General features: G+C 72.2%; 16 protein-coding genes. 7 read left to right on the plus strand and 9 right to left on the minus strand.

Annotated elements, in window-relative coordinates; all coding sequences use genetic code 11:
- The first annotated feature begins 66 nt into the window (after positions 1-66).
- On the plus strand, positions 67-954 hold the full coding sequence (pdxS, locus tag M1L60_RS40820; protein ID WP_253242959.1) for a pyridoxal 5'-phosphate synthase lyase subunit PdxS: 888 nt from the start codon (positions 67-69) through the stop codon (positions 952-954).
- 1 nt (position 955) lies between these two features.
- Here pdxS and M1L60_RS40825 read toward each other — a convergent pair whose 3' ends face one another.
- Genes M1L60_RS40825 through pgsA form a run of 4 tightly spaced genes read right to left on the minus strand, consistent with a single transcriptional unit; the run spans position 956 to position 4,179 of the window.
- Complete coding sequence (locus M1L60_RS40825) at positions 956-1,483, minus strand: hypothetical protein (protein WP_253243035.1); 528 nt, start codon at positions 1,481-1,483, stop codon at positions 956-958.
- Positions 1,484-1,508: 25 nt separating this feature from the next.
- The gene (locus M1L60_RS40830; protein WP_253242960.1) at positions 1,509-2,663 is read right to left on the minus strand and encodes a glycosyltransferase family 4 protein; all 1,155 of its coding nucleotides are present in this window, start codon (positions 2,661-2,663) and stop codon (positions 1,509-1,511) included.
- A gap of 8 nt (positions 2,664-2,671) precedes the next feature.
- Positions 2,672-3,535, minus strand: coding sequence for a phosphatidylinositol mannoside acyltransferase (locus tag M1L60_RS40835; RefSeq protein ID WP_253242961.1), 864 nt, complete (start codon positions 3,533-3,535; stop codon positions 2,672-2,674).
- Complete coding sequence (gene pgsA / locus M1L60_RS40840) at positions 3,532-4,179, minus strand: phosphatidylinositol phosphate synthase (RefSeq protein WP_253242962.1); 648 nt, start codon at positions 4,177-4,179, stop codon at positions 3,532-3,534. Before pgsA ends, M1L60_RS40835 begins: the two co-directional genes overlap by 4 nt.
- A gap of 198 nt (positions 4,180-4,377) precedes the next feature.
- Here pgsA and M1L60_RS40845 point away from each other — a divergent pair, with 198 nt between their 5' ends.
- A complete protein-coding gene (locus M1L60_RS40845; protein WP_253242963.1) occupies positions 4,378-6,537 on the plus strand; it encodes an elongation factor G-like protein EF-G2 in 2,160 nt (719 codons plus the stop codon).
- A gap of 68 nt (positions 6,538-6,605) precedes the next feature.
- Here M1L60_RS40845 and M1L60_RS40850 read toward each other — a convergent pair whose 3' ends face one another.
- From M1L60_RS40850 to M1L60_RS40860, 3 genes are all read right to left on the minus strand, one after another.
- On the minus strand, positions 6,606-7,121 hold the full coding sequence (locus M1L60_RS40850) for an HIT family protein (RefSeq protein ID WP_253242964.1): 516 nt from the start codon (positions 7,119-7,121) through the stop codon (positions 6,606-6,608).
- The gene (locus M1L60_RS40855) at positions 7,118-8,416 is read right to left on the minus strand and encodes a diguanylate cyclase domain-containing protein (protein ID WP_253242965.1); all 1,299 of its coding nucleotides are present in this window, start codon (positions 8,414-8,416) and stop codon (positions 7,118-7,120) included. The genes M1L60_RS40850 and M1L60_RS40855 overlap by 4 nt, the downstream gene beginning before the upstream one ends.
- Before the next feature lie 124 nt (positions 8,417-8,540).
- The gene (locus M1L60_RS40860; protein WP_253242966.1) at positions 8,541-9,437 is read right to left on the minus strand and encodes an ADP-ribosylglycohydrolase family protein; all 897 of its coding nucleotides are present in this window, start codon (positions 9,435-9,437) and stop codon (positions 8,541-8,543) included.
- 96 nt (positions 9,438-9,533) lie between these two features.
- Between M1L60_RS40860 and M1L60_RS40865 the strand changes: the two genes are divergently transcribed.
- The 4 genes from M1L60_RS40865 (at position 9,534) to M1L60_RS40880 (ending at position 14,118) form a co-directional block, all read left to right on the plus strand.
- A complete protein-coding gene (locus M1L60_RS40865; RefSeq protein ID WP_221377956.1) occupies positions 9,534-10,223 on the plus strand; it encodes a response regulator transcription factor in 690 nt (229 codons plus the stop codon).
- Positions 10,224-10,240: 17 nt separating this feature from the next.
- Positions 10,241-11,620 carry a HAMP domain-containing sensor histidine kinase gene (locus M1L60_RS40870; protein ID WP_253243036.1) on the plus strand — a complete coding sequence of 460 codons (1,380 nt, stop codon included), beginning with the start codon at positions 10,241-10,243 and terminating at the stop codon, positions 11,618-11,620.
- Between the two features lie 152 nt (positions 11,621-11,772).
- Positions 11,773-13,944 carry an RICIN domain-containing protein gene (locus M1L60_RS40875; protein WP_253242967.1) on the plus strand — a complete coding sequence of 724 codons (2,172 nt, stop codon included), beginning with the start codon at positions 11,773-11,775 and terminating at the stop codon, positions 13,942-13,944.
- A gap of 15 nt (positions 13,945-13,959) precedes the next feature.
- Positions 13,960-14,118, plus strand: coding sequence for a hypothetical protein (locus tag M1L60_RS40880; RefSeq protein WP_253242968.1), 159 nt, complete (start codon positions 13,960-13,962; stop codon positions 14,116-14,118).
- On the opposite strand, the gene M1L60_RS40885 is transcribed toward M1L60_RS40880, so the two are convergent.
- Together M1L60_RS40885 and M1L60_RS40890 are read right to left on the minus strand one after the other, a co-directional pair.
- Complete coding sequence (locus M1L60_RS40885; protein WP_253242969.1) at positions 14,097-15,110, minus strand: adenosine deaminase; 1,014 nt, start codon at positions 15,108-15,110, stop codon at positions 14,097-14,099. The genes M1L60_RS40880 and M1L60_RS40885 overlap by 22 nt on opposite strands.
- Complete coding sequence (locus tag M1L60_RS40890; protein ID WP_253243037.1) at positions 15,107-15,877, minus strand: trans-aconitate 2-methyltransferase; 771 nt, start codon at positions 15,875-15,877, stop codon at positions 15,107-15,109. Before M1L60_RS40890 ends, M1L60_RS40885 begins: the two co-directional genes overlap by 4 nt.
- A 68-nt stretch (positions 15,878-15,945) precedes the next feature.
- Between M1L60_RS40890 and M1L60_RS40895 the strand changes: the two genes are divergently transcribed.
- Positions 15,946-16,923, plus strand: a complete 978-nt coding sequence (locus M1L60_RS40895) for an aldo/keto reductase (RefSeq protein WP_253242970.1) — start codon at positions 15,946-15,948, stop codon at positions 16,921-16,923.
- Positions 16,924-16,934 lie beyond the last annotated feature (11 nt).

The raw sequence follows: 16,934 nt of genomic DNA on the forward strand, positions 1-16,934 counted from the left end.
CGGATCAGGCCACCTTGGGGGCGATTGGCCATCGGCCGGGTGCCGCAGCGTGCCTACCCTGCAGCTATGTCTGAGAACAAGGGCACGGCCCAGGTCAAGCGGGGCATGGCTGAGATGCTCAAGGGTGGCGTGATCATGGATGTGGTCACGCCCGAGCAGGCGAAGATCGCTGAGGATGCGGGGGCCGTGGCGGTCATGGCGCTCGAGCGGGTGCCGGCTGACATCCGGGCTCAGGGTGGCGTGTCGCGTATGTCGGATCCGGACATGATCGACGGGATCATCAATGCCGTCTCCATTCCGGTCATGGCCAAGGCTCGGATCGGGCACTTCGTCGAGGCGCAGGTGTTGCAGTCGCTCGGGGTCGACTACATCGACGAGTCCGAGGTGCTGACGCCGGCCGACTATGCGCACCACATCGACAAGTGGAATTTCACGGTTCCGTTCGTCTGTGGCGCGACCAATCTGGGTGAGGCGTTGCGGCGGCTGACCGAGGGCGCGGCCATGATCCGTTCCAAGGGCGAGGCCGGTACGGGTGACGTCTCCAACGCCACCACCCACATGCGCAAGATCCGGGCGGAGATCCGGCGGCTGCAGACGCTGCCCGAGGATGAGCTGTTCGTCGCGGCCAAGGAGCTCCAGGCCCCGTACGAGCTGGTGAAAGAGGTGGCCGAGCTGGGCAAGCTGCCGGTCACGCTGTTCACCGCGGGCGGCATCGCGACGCCGGCCGACGCCGCCATGATGATGCAGCTGGGGGCCGAGGGCGTCTTCGTCGGGTCGGGCATCTTCAAGTCGGGCAATCCGGCTCAGCGGGCGGCGGCGATCGTCAAGGCGACCACCTTCCACGACGACCCGGACGTGATCGCCAAGGTGTCGCGCGGGCTGGGTGAGGCCATGGTCGGCATCAACGTCGAAGAGGTGCCCGAGCCGCATCGGCTGGCCGAGCGCGGCTGGTAGGTCAGACCGGCTCCAGCGGTGTCACGGGCACCGCTGGGGCGGGGATCATCGGCGGCATCGCGGGCTCTTCGATGTCGAAGTACTGGGGCCGCGGATATTGCCGGGCCAGGCGCAACGCGCGCACGAGCGGGCGGCGGCGGGCGGTGAGCGCGTCGCGCACCAGGTCGGTGTGCACCTGGCGGGCCAGCACGACCCGGCGTGAGGTGGCCACGAGCGTACGGGTGGCCGCGTCGGGCCCGGACAGCGCGATCGCCTGCAGCTGGCGGGTCAGGTCGTTCTCGGCCGACTCGCGTTCGTCGGGGTCGGCGTCGAGGGCGAGCCGCGCCGCCGCGTACAGCTCGATGATGTCGGTCTGCTCGGCCACCACCGCGGCCGCCGCGGCCCGGCGCATCAGGTGGGCGTCGAGGGCGCGTTCGGCCGACTGGGCCCGCACGTGCACGCGCTCGACCCGGTGGGCCGTCCAGCCCAGGTACGACGCGAGCAGCACGACCGCCGCGACGACACCCAGGACCCACCACATGGCCGGAATCGTAGTGCCCCGCCGCCCCGGGGTGTTATGACGCCGACCGTGGTTCCGACCACTCCTCGTCCATGACCCGGCCGTCGGTGGCCTCGATCGCTGTCGCGTAGACCTCGAGGACCCGCTGGGCGACGCTCGGCCAGTCGAAGGCCGTGACCGCCGCCGAGGCCGCGGCCGACAGCTCGTCGCGCCTCGACTCCGAGGACAAGAGGGCGTCCAGCAGCACACACAAGGCCTGGGAGTCACCGGTCGGGAACAGCGCACCGGCCTGGCCGCCGTCGAGCACCCGCCGGAACGCGTCGAGGTCACTGGCCGCGATGGCCGTGCCGGCCGCCATGGCCTCGGTGAGGATCATGCCGAAGCTCTCGCCGCCCGTGTTCGGCGCCACATACACGTCAACACTACGGAGCATGCGAGCTTTGTCCGCTTCAGACACTAAACCGAGAAATGTCACCCGATCGTGCAGATCGGCGGGAAAATCGCGATAAAGGTCGTCGGGGCCGCCGGGGCCGGCCACGAGTAACCGCAGGCCGGCGCGTTGGCGCGCCAATGGGACAAAAGCCTCACGTAGGATGTCGAAGCCCTTGCGCGGCTCGGTGAAGCGCCCCAGGAACCCGATCGTCCCCCCGTCGCCGGGCCACCCGTCCAGCGGCGTGGCCGAAGCGAACTTGGCCACCGCCACCCCGTTGGGGATCTCGACCGCTCCCCCACCCAGATGCTCGACCTGCACCTTCCGAGCCAGCTCACTGACCGCTATCCGCGCGGTGATCTTCTCGACCACCAGCTGCAGCATCCCCTGCGCCGCCGACAGCGCCCGCGACCGCGTCATGGCCGTGTGGAACGTAGCCACCACCGGCCCCCGCGCCGACAGCACGGCCAGCAGCGACAACGACAGCGTCATCGGCTCGTGCACGTGCAGCACGTCGAACTGCCCGGCCTTGAGCCACCGCCGCACCCGGGCCGTCGACACCGGCCCGAACGCGATCCGCGCCACCGACCCGTTGTAGGGCAGCGGCACGGCCCGCCCGGCCGAGACCACGTACGGCGGCAGATCCGCGTCCTCGTCGGCCGGGGCCAGCACGCTGACCTCGTGACCGAGGCCGATCAGGGCCTCGGACAGGTCCATGATGTGGTTCTGCACGCCACCGGGCACGTCGAACGAGTAGGGCGAGACGATCCCGATCCGCATGGTTATCCCTACAGCCACAGTTTCTGCAGCATGTGCCAGTCCTGCGGGTGGTCCGCGATGCCGGCCGCGTAGGCGTCGGCCAGCAGCTGGGTGGTCGCCTTGACCCTGACGTCGAGGGCGCCCTCGGTCGGCGGGACGATCCGGCGCAGCACGGCGTGGGTCGTGCTCGGCGTGAACGACAGGTCGACCGCGTACAGGGGGGCGCCGGTGCGGATGGCCAGGATCGCGGGCCCGGCCGGCATGCGGGTGCGCCCGCCGAAGAACTCGACCTCGACGCCGTTGCGGGACAGGTCACGGTCGCCGAGCAGCGCGGCCACGTAGCCCTCCTGCAGTTTCTCGGCCAGCACGTCGAGCGGGGGCCGCGGGCCGCCGGTGAGCGGCAGCACTTCCATGCCCAGCTTGCGGCGGTAGTCGAGGAACTGCTCGTACACCGCCTCGGGCTTCAGCCGCTCGGCCACGGTGATCATGCGCCAGTCGTTGGCGACCACCCAGGCCGCGGCCGCGTCCCAGTTGCCCACGTGGGGCAGCGCGAGCACGATCCCCTTGCCGTCGGCGACGCCGGTCTTGAGCCAGTCGTAGTGCTCGGGCGAGATGCTGAAACCGTCGAGCGACTGCTGCCGGCTCTGCGTGGGCAGGCGGAACGCCTCGAGCCAGTAGCGCGCGTACGACCGCAGCCCGTCGCGCACCAATTCGTCGGGCATGTCGGGCCGCACCTGCTGCAGGTTGCGTCGCAGCCGCTGGGTGCCGGGACCGTTCTTGGCGTACGCCCGATCGGCCCCGGTCATGAAGATGCGGCGCGCCACCGGCAGCGGCAGCGCCCGCACCACCCGCCACCCGGCGGCGTACCCGAACTCGATCAACCGGTCTTTCACGCAGGCTTGTCCTCAGCAACGGCCGGCGCCGGGGCCGCAGCCGGTTCCGTACGCCCGGCGTGGATCAGCCGCTGGAACACGGTGACCAGCGACAGCGCGGCCAGCACCCACAGCGCCGCGGGCAGGCCCCACTCGAGCCCGGCCCCGCCCAGCAGACCGCCGACGCCCACGATGAGCAAGCGTTCGAGGCGCTCGGCGATGCCGACATCGGCGTCCAGCCCGAGGCTCTGGGCCCGGGCCTTGACGTAGGACACGACCTGGCCGGCGGACAGGCTGATCAGGGCGGCGATCATGCCGCCGTACGGGTTGCCCTCGGTCGACATGTAATAGGCGACGGCGCCGAACACAGCCGCGTCGGCCAGCCGGTCCATCGACGAGTCGAGCAGGGCGCCGAACTTGCTGGAGCCACCCCGCATCCGGGCCATCGTGCCGTCGAGGGCGTCGGTCAGCGCGAAGGCGGTGACGATGACGGTGCCCCAGATGAGGTGGCCCATCGCACCGAAGTAGGAGCCGATCAAGACGCCGACAGTGCCGGCGATGGTGACGGCGTTGGGAGTGACGCCGATCCGCAGCAGGAAACGGGCGGTCGGGTTCACGCCGTAAGCGATGACGGCGCGCGCGGGTACTTGGACGATCTTTGCCATGGCCGTCCCACCTTATCGGCGTGAGCTGGGTCGGCGCTCCCCGGCAAGGCCGTAACGTTGCCGACTACATAGGGTTGCGGGGGTGGACGGCGCGGGTGTGGGATTTACCAACAGCGTCGTAACAGTCCCGAAACGGCAGGAGCGACCGCACCCGGTCGCCTGCCGCAGAAGACCTCGGTATCGGCAGGAGCGACCGCAATGGCCCAGAAGACCTCGGAGAAGGGGCTCAACGGCGCAGCGGCGCCGGTGGTGACAGAGCCCGGCAGAGTACGCAACGTGGTGCTGGTCGGCCACTCCGGTGCGGGCAAGACCACCCTGGTCGAGGCCCTGCTGGCGGCGACCGGAACGATATCCCGGGCCGGTTCGGTGACCGACGGCACCACGGTGTCGGACCACGACCCGGCCGCCGTCCGGCAGCAGCGCTCGGTCGCGCTGGCCTGCGCGCCGCTGATGCACCAGGACGTCAAGATCAACCTGCTCGACACCCCGGGCTACGCCGACTTCGTCGGGGAGCTGCGCGCCGGCCTGCGGGCCGCGGACGCCGCGCTCTTCGTCGTCTCGGCCGTCGACGGCGTCGACGACGCCACCGTCGCGCTGTGGGACGAGTGCGCCGCGGTCGGTATGCCCCGCGCGGTCGCCATCACCCGGCTCGACCACCCGCGGGCCGACTACGAGGAGACCCTGGCCACCATCCAGGAGGCGTTCGGCGAGAACGTCATGCCGATCTACCAGCCCATGCTGGGTGACGACGGCCAGTCCATGGCCGGCCTGATCGGCCTGGTCACGCTGCGGGTGCTCGACTACTCCGAGGGGTATCCGCCGCGCGCCGGCGAGGCCGAGCGCGAGCATCTGAACCCGATCGCCGACGACCGCAACGCGCTCATCGAGGGGATCATCGCCGAGAGCGAGGACGAGTCCCTGATGGACCGCTACCTCGGCGGCGAGCTGATCAGCACCGACACCCTGCTGCCGGATCTCGAGAAGGCCGTCGCGCGGGGCAATTTCTACCCGGTCATCCCGGTCTGCGCGGGCACCGGGGTCGGGCTCGACGCGCTGCTCGACGGCCTGGTCAGCGGCGCGCCGTCACCGCTGGAGCACGAGCTGCCGGTGGTCACCGGCGTCGACGGCTCGCCGCGCCCGCCGCTGAGCTGCGACCCCGACGGCCCGCTGGTGGCCGAGGTGGTCAAGACGACGATCGACCGGCACGTGGGCCGGGTCTCGCTGGTCCGCGTGTTCAGCGGCACCCTGCGCCCCGAACAGGTGCTGCACGTCTCGGGGCACGGCCTGGCCGAGCGCGGCCACCCCGACCACGACGCCGACGAGCGGGTCGCCCACGTCTACTCCCCGCTCGGCGCCCAGCTGCGTGAGGTTCCCTCGTGCATCGCCGGGGACATCTGCGCGATCACCAAGTCGGGCAGCGCCGAGACCGGCGACACGCTCAGCGGCAAGGACCAGCCGCTGCTGATGGAGCCGTGGTCGATGCCCGAGCCGCTGCTGCCGATCGCCGTGGTCGCCAAGACCCGCTCGGACGAGGACGCGCTGGCCAAGAACCTGGCCCGGCTGGTGGCGGGCGACCCGACCATGCGGCTCGAGCGCAACGCCGACACCCACCAGCTCGTGCTGTGGACCATGGGCGAGTCGCACGCCGACGTCGTGCTCGAGCGGCTGCGCGCGGGCGGGGTCGAGCTCGACACCGAGCCGGTCAAGGTGCCGCTGCGCGAGACGTTCGGCTCGGCCGCCAAGGGTCACGGGCGGCACGTCAAACAGTCCGGCGGCCACGGTCAGTACGCGGTGTGCGACATCCACGTCGAGCCGCTGCCCCGCGGTTCCGGTTTCGAGTTCGTCGACAAGGTCGTCGGCGGCTCGGTGCCGCACAACTACATCCCGTCGGTCGAGAAGGGGGTGCGGGCGCAGCTCGAGCGCGGGCTGGCCACCGGCTTCCCGGTGGTCGACGTGCGGGTGACGCTGTTCGACGGCAAGGCCCACAGCGTCGACTCGTCGGACGCCGCGTTCCAGACCGCGGGGGCGCTGGCCCTGCGCGAGGCGGCCGCGATCGGGCAGGTCACCCTGCTCGAACCGATCGACGAGATCGTCGTCCGGGTGCCCGAGTCGTACGTGGGGGCGGTGATGAGCGACCTCTCGGGGCGCCGGGGCCGCCCGCTGGGCACCGAGAACGAGGACAGCGGCTCCTACAGCCTGGTGCGGGCGGAGGTGCCGGCAACCGAACTCATCCGGTACGCCGTGGAACTGCGCGCGCTGTCGTCGGGGGCGGGCACCTTCACCCGTACGTACGCCCGGCACGAACCGATGCCGCCGCACCTCGCCGAGGGAGTTAAAAAGGAGTCCACTACACGGTGATCGCGTTGGCTGCCTCGCGGGGCGGCGACCGCCCCGAGTGCGGAAGAAGTGCGGCGGGCGTACGGGCTCTAGGCGGGCCACGCCTTCAGCAGTAGTCGCCGGGTGTCGTCGAGCAGTTGCGGCATCACCTTGGTGCGGCTCACCACCGACATGAAGTTGGCGTCGCCGCCCCACCGCGGCACCACGTGCTGGTGCAGGTGGGCCGCGATGCCCGCGCCGGCCACCGCGCCCTGGTTCATGCCCAGGTTGAAACCGTGCGGCGTGCTGACCGAGCGGATCACCCGCATCGCCGTGCGGGTGTAGGCGGCCAGCTCGGCCGTCTCGTCGTCGGTCAGGTCGGTGTAGTCGGCGACGTGGCGGTAGGGGCAGATCATCACGTGACCCGGGTTGTACGGGTACAGGTTGAGCACGGCGAACACGAGCTCGCCCCGCGCCACCACGAGCGTGTCGGTCTCGGGGGCCTGGCAGAACGGGCAGTCCGCCGGCTTGTCGGCCCCGGTGACGTAGTCGAGCCGGTGCGGTGTCCACAGCCGCTCCAGGCCGTCGGGCTCCCCGGTCTCGACGTGCTCGGCTTCGTCGCTCACACGCCCGAGCTTAGAGGCTGGCGGTCCGCCGCCCGATGCCCGCGCGGGCCCTGTGCCCCGTCCTCCCGAGGGGCCGCCGCTCCGTGCTCGCGCGACGCCGGCGACCCGTGCAGCTGGAAGCCGCCGCCGCCGCGGCGCTTGGCCTCGTACATCGCCGTGTCGGCCATCCGCAGCAGCTCGTCCGCGTCGGCGACGTCCGCGTGCGAGAGCGCGACCCCGACGCTGGCCGGCGTCCGCAGCTTCCGGCCGCCCATGGTGATCGTCTCGTCGAGCGCGTCGACGATCCGTTCGGCCACCGCGAGCGCGTCCCGGGCCGAGGCCAGATCCTCGGTGATCACCACGAATTCGTCGCCGCCGAGCCGCCCGACGGTGTCCTCGTCGCGCACGCACTCGCGCAGCCGCCCGGCCACCGCCTGCAGCAGGTGGTCGCCCACGGTGTGCCCGTACTTGTCGTTGACCTGCTTGAAGCCGTTGAGGTCGAGCAGCAGCGCGCCCACCGGCCGCCCGCTGCGCCGCGACCGGGCCAGTGCCTCGCCCAGCCGCTCACGCAGCAGAGCCCGGTTGCCGAGCCCGGTCAGCGGGTCGCGCAGGGCCCGCTCGGTCAGCTCCGCGGTCAGGGCCACGCTGGCCAGGGCGAGCGCGACCTGGGTGCGCAGCGCCTGCAACGACTGGAAGATCTCGGCCGGCAGTTCGCCCTCGGCGCTCACCGAGAGCACGCCGAAGAAGCGGTCACCGTTGGTCAGCGGCAGCAGCGTGTACGGGCGGTCGACCACCGCCTCGACATTCGTGTAGCCGAGTTCGGCCGGGTTGTGGACGACCACCACCTCGCCCGCCAGCAGCCGGTCGACCAGTCCGGCCGGGGCCTGGGCGGCCGGCACAGTGCGGCCACGCAGGGCGTCGGCGTCGGCCCCGGATGCCTCGGCCACGGTGAACCGGCCGTCGTCGAGGCCAACGATCGTGGCCCGGGCGCCGGGGCACTCGGTCAGCAGCGTGCCTGCCGCGCTCACCGCGTGCCGGCGCACCTCGGCCGGGTCGGTGGCGTGGATCAGGGCTGTGCCCAGCTCGCTCAGCACCTGCTCGCGGGCGACACCGCGGCGCAGCGCGCGCAGGTCGGCGTCGCGCTCGGCCAGCATGCGCAGCACCACGACGAGCACCACCAGCACGGTCGCGGCCTGGGCCAGGTCGATCCAGGTGCGCTCGAACAGCGACCACGCCGCGGCCACGACGAGACCGCCGACGACGAACAGATTCTTGGCGCGCGACATGACCGCCGATTCGGCGCGCCGACGCTCCACTTGAGCAGGTCCCGGGTTGCGAGGAAGTTGTTCTTGGCACCGCCCCGTGACGAGCCGCCGCGCCATGACGAGCCACCGCCTCGTGACGAGCCACCGCGCCATGACGAGCCGCCGCGCGCGAGGGTCAGTCGCCGCTCGCCGTGGCCGCGGTCAGCCAGGCCGGCAGCGGCTCGCGAGCCGCCATCCAGCCCGGCGGGATGCCGTCGAGGCCGGTGTGGGCGGCCACGATGCCGCCGGCGATGGCACAGGTGGTGTCGACGTCGCCACCGGCCCGCAGGCAGGCCGCGATCGCCCCCGGGTAGTCGTCGAGGAACCGGTCGGCCACCCAGACCGCGAACGGCACGGTGTCGCGCGCCATCGCCCGGGCGCCGTTCCCCAACTCGTACGCCGCTTCGAGCGGATCCCGCAACCGGCCCGCCGCCAGCAGACCGTCGCGGACGAGCCCGTCCGGCGTGTGCGCGGCCACCGCTCGCAGCAACGGCGGTCGCAGCCCGTCGAGCCGACCGGCCGTCGCCACGGCCGCGGCCACCGCGACTGCCACTCCCCCGGCGATGCCCTCGGGGTGGGCGTGGGTGACCTCGGCCGCCCGCGCCCCCTGAACCGCCGCGTGGGCGAGCGAGTCGGCGTGCCAGGCGCCGAGCGGAGCCGCCCGCATGGCCGCGCCGTTACCGGCCGACCCCTGCCCGTCGAAGGCGGCTGCGGCCGCGATCGGCCAGGGCAGCCCCTCGCGGATCTCGCGCAGCATGACGACGGCGCCCGGACCGTAGCCGCGATAGGGATCGTGATGGTGGCCGAGCAGCGCCGCGAACGCGTCCCGATCGAAGTCACCGTCGGCCAGCACCTCGACCAGACAGCACGCCTCTTCGGTGTCGTCGGTCCACGGCCACGGCCCGGGCGGCGGCGCGGCCGGGTCGACGCGGGTCACGAAGTGCTGGGCGCCCAGCGCGTCACCGACGCTGAGGCCGGCCAGGCTCTCGAGCGCCAACGCGAGACGCGTACCGGGAAAAAGAGTGAACGACATCGGCACAACGGATGGTATTCGAGCACGCTGCGTAATCGACACGTATCCCTCCATCACCGGTTAGGCGCTCGTTGCCGAGGGCAGTACCTTCTTCGCATGGCCACGGTGTTGCTCGTCGAGGACGATCACGTCGTGCGCGGCGCCATGCTGCGGTCGCTGGCCGACCGAGGGCATGCCGTGCACGCCGTCGGCACGGCGCTCGACGCGTTGCGCCGGGTCGCGGCCGAGACGCCCGACCTGGTCGTGCTCGATCTCGGGCTGCCCGACCTGGACGGCTCGGACGCCCTGCGCATGCTCCGCGGCATCACCGACGTCCCGATCATCATCGCTACCGCGCGTGACGACGAGCAGACCGTCGTCCGGCTGCTGCGGGCCGGCGCCGACGACTACATGGTCAAGCCGTTCACCGGCGCCCACCTCGACGCCCGCATCGCCACCGTGCTGCGCCGCGTGGGCCGGGCCAGCCGCACCGCCCAGCCCGCCGTGCACGAGGTCGGTGAGCTGCGGGTGGACGTCGGCGAGCGCAGCGCCACCCTGGCCGAGCAGACGCTCGCGCTCACCCGCAAGGAATTCGACCTGCTCGCGTATCTCGCCGCCCGGCCCGGCCGGGTGGTGTCACGACGGGAGCTGCTGGAGGAGGTATGGCGACAGCCATCGGTCGGCGAGGACCAGACGATCGACGTGCACCTGTACTGGCTACGCCGGAAGCTGGGCGAGTCCGCGGCGAAACCGCGCTACCTGCGCACCGTGCGGGGGGTCGGATTCCGGTTGGTGGCGCCGGACTGAGGGCCCGCCTGGCCTACATCACCGCCGCCACCACTGCCGTCGCCGCCCTCGCCTTTCTCGTCCCGCTCGGCCTCGAGCTGCGCCACGATCACCGTGAACAGGTGCTGGCGGCGGCCGAGCAGGAAAGCTCCCGCATCGTCGGCGCGCTGTCGGCCGGGGCCGGACCCAAGGGACTCGCGGCCGCGCTGGCCGGCGTGAGCGACCGGGTCAAGGTGTACGGCCCGGGCGTGACCACCGGCGGCCGGGCCCCGGGCGACGAGGTCACGCACGCCGCCACCAGCGGCTCCACCGTCACCGAGAACGTCGACGGCGGTCTGGTCCGGCTCCAGCCGATCACGGTGGCCAACCGTACGTCCGTGGTCGAGGTGTTCGTGCCCGCCAGCGAGCTCGACGGCGGCGAAGGCTCCTGGTGGCTGCTGCTGGGCATCGCGCTCGTGCTGGTCGCGGCCAGCGTGATCGTGGTCGACCGGCTGGCCCGCGGCGCCGTCACCTCGGCCCGCAACCTGGTGCAGGCGGCCATGGCGGTCGGCGGCGGCGACCTCGGCGTCCGCATCCAGCCGTCGGGCCCGCGTGAGCTGGCCGAGGCCGGCTACGCGTTCAACCGGATGGCCGACCGCCTGGTCACCTCGCGCACCAGCGAGCGCGAGATGGTGGCCGACCTGTCGCACCGGCTGCGCACGCCGCTGACCGCGCTGCGGCTGGACGCCGAGGCCCTCGACCCCGACGACACCCAGATCATCAGCCTGAGCCCCGACGAGGTCGACCGCCGCCGCGGCATCCGGCGCATCCGGCAGGCCATCGTCACCCTCGAGGGCGAGGTCAACGAGCTCATCAACACCACCCGTCAGGCCGTCGCGGCCCAGGTCGCGGCCGCGCCCGAGACCGGCGTGTGCGATGTCGCGGAGGTCGTACGGGAAAGGATGACCTTTTGGTCGGCCCTGGCCGGCGACCAGAACCGCAACTACCGCGTGGTCGGGGCCCAGTTGCGCATCCCGGTTCCGGTGGCCCGGGCCGAACTGGCTGCCGCTCTCGACGCGATCCTGGGTAATGTGTTCCGCTACACCCCCCAGGGCACGGCGTTCGAGGTGGGCATCTCACGGCGTGACGGCTGGGTCGCGGTCCGTGTCGACGACGCCGGGCCCGGCATCCCCGATCCGGAGAAGGCAATGCAGCGTGGCCAGAGCAATCAGGGTTCGACCGGCCTCGGGCTCGACATCGCCCGGCGCGCGGCGCAGTCCACCGGCGGCTCGGTCAGCCTCGACCGCGCGGCCATGGGCGGCGCCAGCGTCGTGATGCTCTTCGCCGACGCCGAGGCCGCCCCGAAGCAGGCCAGCCGATTCGGGCTCGTGGGGCGTCTGGCCCGCGAGCGCGCGAGCCGCCCCGCCCGATCCGAGTGAAGCGGACCGAGTTCTTGCTTAGTTCTCTATTAAAGGCGTTCCGCTCGCGGGGCCGGGCTGGCAGTGTTCCCACCGATCCCATCCGGCTTCCCGGCTCCGCGCCCGCACCCAGGAGCCGGCGAAGCTCCCGCGCGGTGAGAGGTGGTACCCCCATGACCACCTCCCACCGCGCCCCCGCCGAGCCCCGGGGCCACCGCCGGGCCGTCTCGCGGCAGCCGCACCGCTTGCTGCCGGTCGCCCTCGGCCTGGCGCTGCTGGGCGTGGGCGGGGTGGTGGGCCCGAGCGTGGTCGAGACCGTCACCGACAACTCCGAGTCGCGCAGTCTGTCGCTCACCTCGCTGCCGGCCGACCAGCCGGCCGAGGGTCTGGTCTACGAGGGACTCAAGGCCGCCAGGACGGGCACGCTGTGCGCCGGCTCCTACGAGCTCGACCAGCAGACCTGCACCCACGGCCCCAGCGAGGCGCCGACCGGGCTCCAGGTGCGCCGCGACGTCATCCCGGTGACCGCGAAGGCGCCCGAGCCGAAGCAGCCGGCCCGCGAGAGCGCCGCTGCCACCCCGTCCGACGCCGAGATCGCCCGCGACGAGGGCGGCAGCGCGCTGACCGCCGACGCGCCGGCCCTGGTGCCCGACGCGGCCCCGGGCGACGCCGACTTCATCATGGGCGCGCACGACGTGGCCTGCGAGGGCGACGGGCGCAGCGGCAAGCGGGTCCAGGTGCTCTACCTGCACGAGTTCGGCACCCCGAGCCGCTACGGCGACTTCCTGGGCTCGATCCGCACCTGGTCCTCCGGCGTCGACCAGATCTACGACGCGAGCGCGGCCGCGACCGGCGGCTCCCGCCACATCCGCTACGTGACCACCCCGCAGTGCCGGGTCGACGTGTCCGAGGTCGAGCTGCCGGCGGGCGGGCTGACCTCGTTCACCCGCAACATCGACGAGCTGCGCAAGCTCGGCTACAACCGCACCGACCGCAAATACCTGGTCTTCGCGGACGCCAAGGTCTACTGCGGCATCGCCACCTACGTCGCCGACCGGCGTCCCGGCCTCGGCAACCGCAACAACGGCGGCCCGTCCTACAGCCGGGTCGACGCCGGCTGCTGGAGCTCGGCCATGGCCGCCCGCCAGCTGACCTACTCGCTCGGCGCGACCCTGATCGGCTCGCCCAACTCGAGCGGGGCCGGTGGCTGCGTCGACGAGTACGACCTGCTGTGCGGGCCCGACCGCTCGCGTAAGAAGATGCGTGACGTCTGCCCGAAGAAGAACGAGATCCGGCTCGACTGCGGCAACGACGACTACTTCAACACCAACCCGGCCGAGGGCAGCTACCTCAACAAGAACTGGAACGTCGCGCGCAGCGAGTTCCTGCTGCGCAGCGATGGTGGCGACGACATCCCGGACGCCGAGGGCGCCCCGCCGCCGGCCGCCTCACCCAGTCCGGCCGGGGCCGACCCGGCTCCGAGCACGCCGGCCGGGCCCGATCCCACGCCGACGCTGACCGCGCCCGAGATCGGTGACGCCTCACCCTCGGCCGAGGTCACTCCGAGCTCGCCCGCGACCACCGGCGAGCCGACCGTGCCGATCGAGTCGCCCAGCGCCGAGGTGCCGGAACTGCCGGTGGCGGCGACCACCACGCCGCCGGCCGAGCCCGCCGCCGAGCCGGTGCAGGCCGTGCTCGAAGTGCGCGACGCGACCAGCGGATCGGTCCGGCTGAACTGGAGCGCGGCCTCGGCCCGGGCCACCTACCAGGTCTCGGTCGACGGCCAGCCGGTCGCCACGACCCAGGCCACCCGGGCCCGGCTCATCGGCCTCAAGCCTGATGCCAAGTATCAGGTGACCATCAAGTCCGGTAGCCGGTACACGGCCAAGGCCACGGCCGATACCGCGCCCGCGGCCCGGCCCGCCCAGAACTCGTGGTTCACGCTGACCAACGCGCTCACCGGCGGGGCGGCCGACCTCTACGGCGCCCGCACGGCGCTGAGCACGCCGCTGACCCTGGGCGGCAACGACGACGACGCCCAGCAGCAGTGGAAACTGGTGCCGGCCGGCAAGAAGAGCTACACGCTGGTCTCGCGGGCCACCGGCAAGTGTGTCGGCCCGCTCGGCGGCAACGCGGACACCGGTGTCCCGCTGGTCCAGTCGGCCTGCGACGACACGGCCGTCCGGTGGGTGCTGCAGGCCTCGGCGTACGGCTTCACCCTGCGCACGGCCGAGGGCGACCTCGTGGCCGGCGTGGGCGATCAGCGTTTCGGCGCGCACCGGGTGCTCGTCCTGCAGGCGGGCAACGGCCAGCGCTACCAGAGTTGGACGGCGGTACCCGACTAGGCGGGAGGCAAGGCTGTGCGCGACACCCTGGATCGGCCCCTGACCGAGCCCGAGGAGGGCCCGGCCAGATTCGGCCGGCGGCGACTCGTACGCTGGATCGCCGTTCTCACGATCGGCATCGTGGTGGTGCTGGCGATCTGGCAGGAGCCGCTCTACGCGCTCCGCACCGTGTAGGCGTCGATCTCGGCCAGCAGCTTGGCCTGGCCCGACGGGTCGAGGAAGCTCTGCCTGACGGCGGCGCGGGCCAGCTCGGCCACGCCCGCGTCATCGAGGCCGAGCAGCCGCGCGGCCACGGCGTACTCCTCCTCGAGGGTCGTGCCGAACATCGGCGGGTCGTCCGAGTTGATGCTGACCGGCACGCCCGCGGCCACCAGTCGCGCCAGCGGGTGCTCGTCGAGCGACGGCACGGCCCGGGTCCGCAGGTTCGAGGTCGGGCTGATCTCGAGCGGGATCCGGTGCTCGGCCAGATAGGACATCAGCGCGGGGTCCTGCGCGGCCGTGATGCCGTGCCCGATGCGCTCGGCGCCCAGCTCGCGGATCGCGTCCCAGATCGTCTCGGGGCCGGTGGTCTCGCCGGCGTGCGGCACGCTGTGCAGCCCGGCCGCGCGGGCCTGGTCGAAGTACGGCTTGAACTGCGGCCGGGGCACGCCGATCTCGGGGCCGCCGAGCCCGAAACTGATCAGGCCGTCGGGCCGCTCCCCGAGCGCGATGGCCAGGGTCTGCTCGGCCGCCTCGAGCCCGGCCTCGCCCGGGATGTCGAAGCACCAGCGCAGGTCGACGCCGAACTCGCCGGCGGCGCCGCGGCGGGCGTCCTCGATGGCCTCGCAGAACGCCTTGGCCGGGATGCCGCGCTTGACGCTGGAGTACGGCGTGATGGTCAGCTCGGCGTAGCGGACCTGCTGGCGCGACAGCTCGCGGGCGATCTCGAACGTGAGCATGCGCACGTCCTCGTCGTCCCGGACAAGGTCGACGACGGTCAGGTAGACGTCGATGAAGTGCGCGAAATCGCGGAACGCGAAGTAGTCGGCCAGCGCCGCCGGGTCGGCCGGCACCGGCGAGGCGCCCTCGTGCCGCGCGGCCAGCTCGGCCACGATCCGCGGCGACGCCGAGCCGACGTGGTGCACGTGCAGCTCGGCCTTGGGCAGGCCGGCGATGAACGATGTCACCGTTCGATCCCTTCCGATGAAGCGGTCCGGGCCACCACGAAGACGCGGCGGAACGGGAACGCGACGTGACTTCCGGTCGCCGGGTAGGCGCCGGTCAGCTCCCGCGCGAGGTCGGCGCGGAACGACTGCCAAGCATTGTCGTCCAGCGCCGCCTTGACGGGACGCAACGCCGTCCCCTCCATCCAGCGCAGCACCGGATGCTCATCGTGCACCGGCAACCGGTGCAGGTAGGTCGTTTCCCACGCGTCGACCTCCGCCCCGTCGAGCAGGGCCGCGTAGTCGGCCGGGTCACCGACCGGCGCCTCGCGGAGCACATCGCTGACGCCGTACCGCTTTCCGACCTCGCGCAGCAACACGTGCGAGGGCGCGCCGAAGTTGCCCGGCACCTGCATCGCCAGCCAGGCCCCGGGCGGCAGCTCGCCGGCCCAGCGCACGAGCAGATCGCGGTGCTCGGGCACCCACTGCAGCGTCGCGTTGGTCACCAGCACGTCGGTGTCGGGCTCCGGGCGCCAGTCGCGCACGTCGCCCGTACGAAATTCCGCCGTTCCGCCGTGGGCCGCCGCCTTCGCGATCATCTCGGGCGAGGAGTCGACGCCGGTCAGCCGCGCGCCGGGCCAGCGCTCGGCCAGGCTCAGCGTGAGCTCGCCGGGACCGCAGCCCAGATCGACGACCGCGCGCGGCCGCTCGGCCCCGACCCGGGCCACCAGATCGAAGAACGGACGGGAGCGCTCGGTGCCGAAGCGCCGGTAGACGGCCGGATCCCACATGGTCAACCTCCCAAACCGTACGTACGTTTTGCAAGCACAATACTCGGAGCCGAGTAGGGTCACTACCCGTGGAGAAACGCACTTTCGGCAGGATGGGACGGACGGTCGGCGTGGTCGGCCTCGGCGCGTGGCAGCTGGGCGCCGACTGGGGCGACGTGAGCGAGGCCGACGCCCACGAGACCCTGCAGGCCGCGGTCGACGCGGGGGTCACGTTCATCGACACCGCCGACGTCTACGGCGACGGCCGCAGCGAACAGATCATCGGCTCCTTCATCACGGACAAACCTCAGCTGACCGTGGCCACCAAAATGGGCCGCCGGGTGGCGCAGGAGTTCGACAACTACAACCTCGACAACTTCCGCGCCTGGAACGACCGGTCGCGGGCCAACCTCGGTGTCGACACCCTCGACCTCGTGCAGCTGCACTGCCCGCCGACGGCCGTCTTCTCTTCCGAGGCGGTCTACGACGCGCTCGACACCATGGTCGAGGAAAAGCGGATCAAGGCGTACGGCGTGAGTGTCGAGAAGGTCGACGAGGCGCTGGCGGCGATCGCCCGGCCGGGCACGGCCAGCGTCCAGATCATCCTCAACGCGTTCCGGCTCAAGCCGCTCGAGCGGGTGCTGCCGGCCGCGACCGCGGCCGGGGTGGGCATCATCGCGCGCGTGCCGCTGGCCAGCGGGCTGCTCAGCGGCCGTTACGACGAGCACACCACGTTCGCCGCCGACGACCACCGCAACTACAACCGGCACGGCGAGTCGTTCGACGTCGGCGAGACGTTCTCGGGCGTCGACTTCGCGACCGGGCTCGAGGCCGTGCGGCGGCTGCGCCCGCTGGTGCCCGAGGGCTTCACCATGGCCCAGTTCGCGCTGCGCTGGGTGCTCGACCAGGCCGGCGTCACCGTCGTCATCCCCGGCGCCCGCAACCCCGGCCAGGCTCAGGGCAACGCCGCGGTGGCCGGGCTGCCCCCGCTGAGCGACGAGGTTCAGGCCGGCGTCCGCGCGGTCTACGACGAACTGATCCGCTCGCAGGTGCACGACAAATGGTGACTCCGCCCGCT

Origin of the sequence: Paractinoplanes aksuensis (assembly GCF_024137025.1) — a bacterium.
GTDB lineage: Bacteria > Actinomycetota > Actinomycetes > Mycobacteriales > Micromonosporaceae > Actinoplanes > Actinoplanes aksuensis.

Bases quoted from the DNA above. Each gene is read 5' to 3' on its own strand.
- pdxS (WP_253242959.1), top strand. From the start codon at position 67: ATGTCTGAGAACAAGGGCACGGCCCAGGTCAAGCGGGGCATGGCTGAG.
- M1L60_RS40830 (WP_253242960.1), bottom strand. From the start codon at position 2,663: ATGCGGATCGGGATCGTCTCGCCCTACTCGTTCGACGTGCCCGGTGGC.
- pgsA (WP_253242962.1), bottom strand. From the start codon at position 4,179: ATGGCAAAGATCGTCCAAGTACCCGCGCGCGCCGTCATCGCTTACGGC.
- M1L60_RS40845 (WP_253242963.1), top strand. From the start codon at position 4,378: ATGGCCCAGAAGACCTCGGAGAAGGGGCTCAACGGCGCAGCGGCGCCG.
- M1L60_RS40860 (WP_253242966.1), bottom strand. From the start codon at position 9,437: ATGTCGTTCACTCTTTTTCCCGGTACGCGTCTCGCGTTGGCGCTCGAG.
- M1L60_RS40865 (WP_221377956.1), top strand. From the start codon at position 9,534: ATGGCCACGGTGTTGCTCGTCGAGGACGATCACGTCGTGCGCGGCGCC.
- M1L60_RS40875 (WP_253242967.1), top strand. From the start codon at position 11,773: ATGACCACCTCCCACCGCGCCCCCGCCGAGCCCCGGGGCCACCGCCGG.
- M1L60_RS40890 (WP_253243037.1), bottom strand. From the start codon at position 15,877: ATGTGGGATCCGGCCGTCTACCGGCGCTTCGGCACCGAGCGCTCCCGT.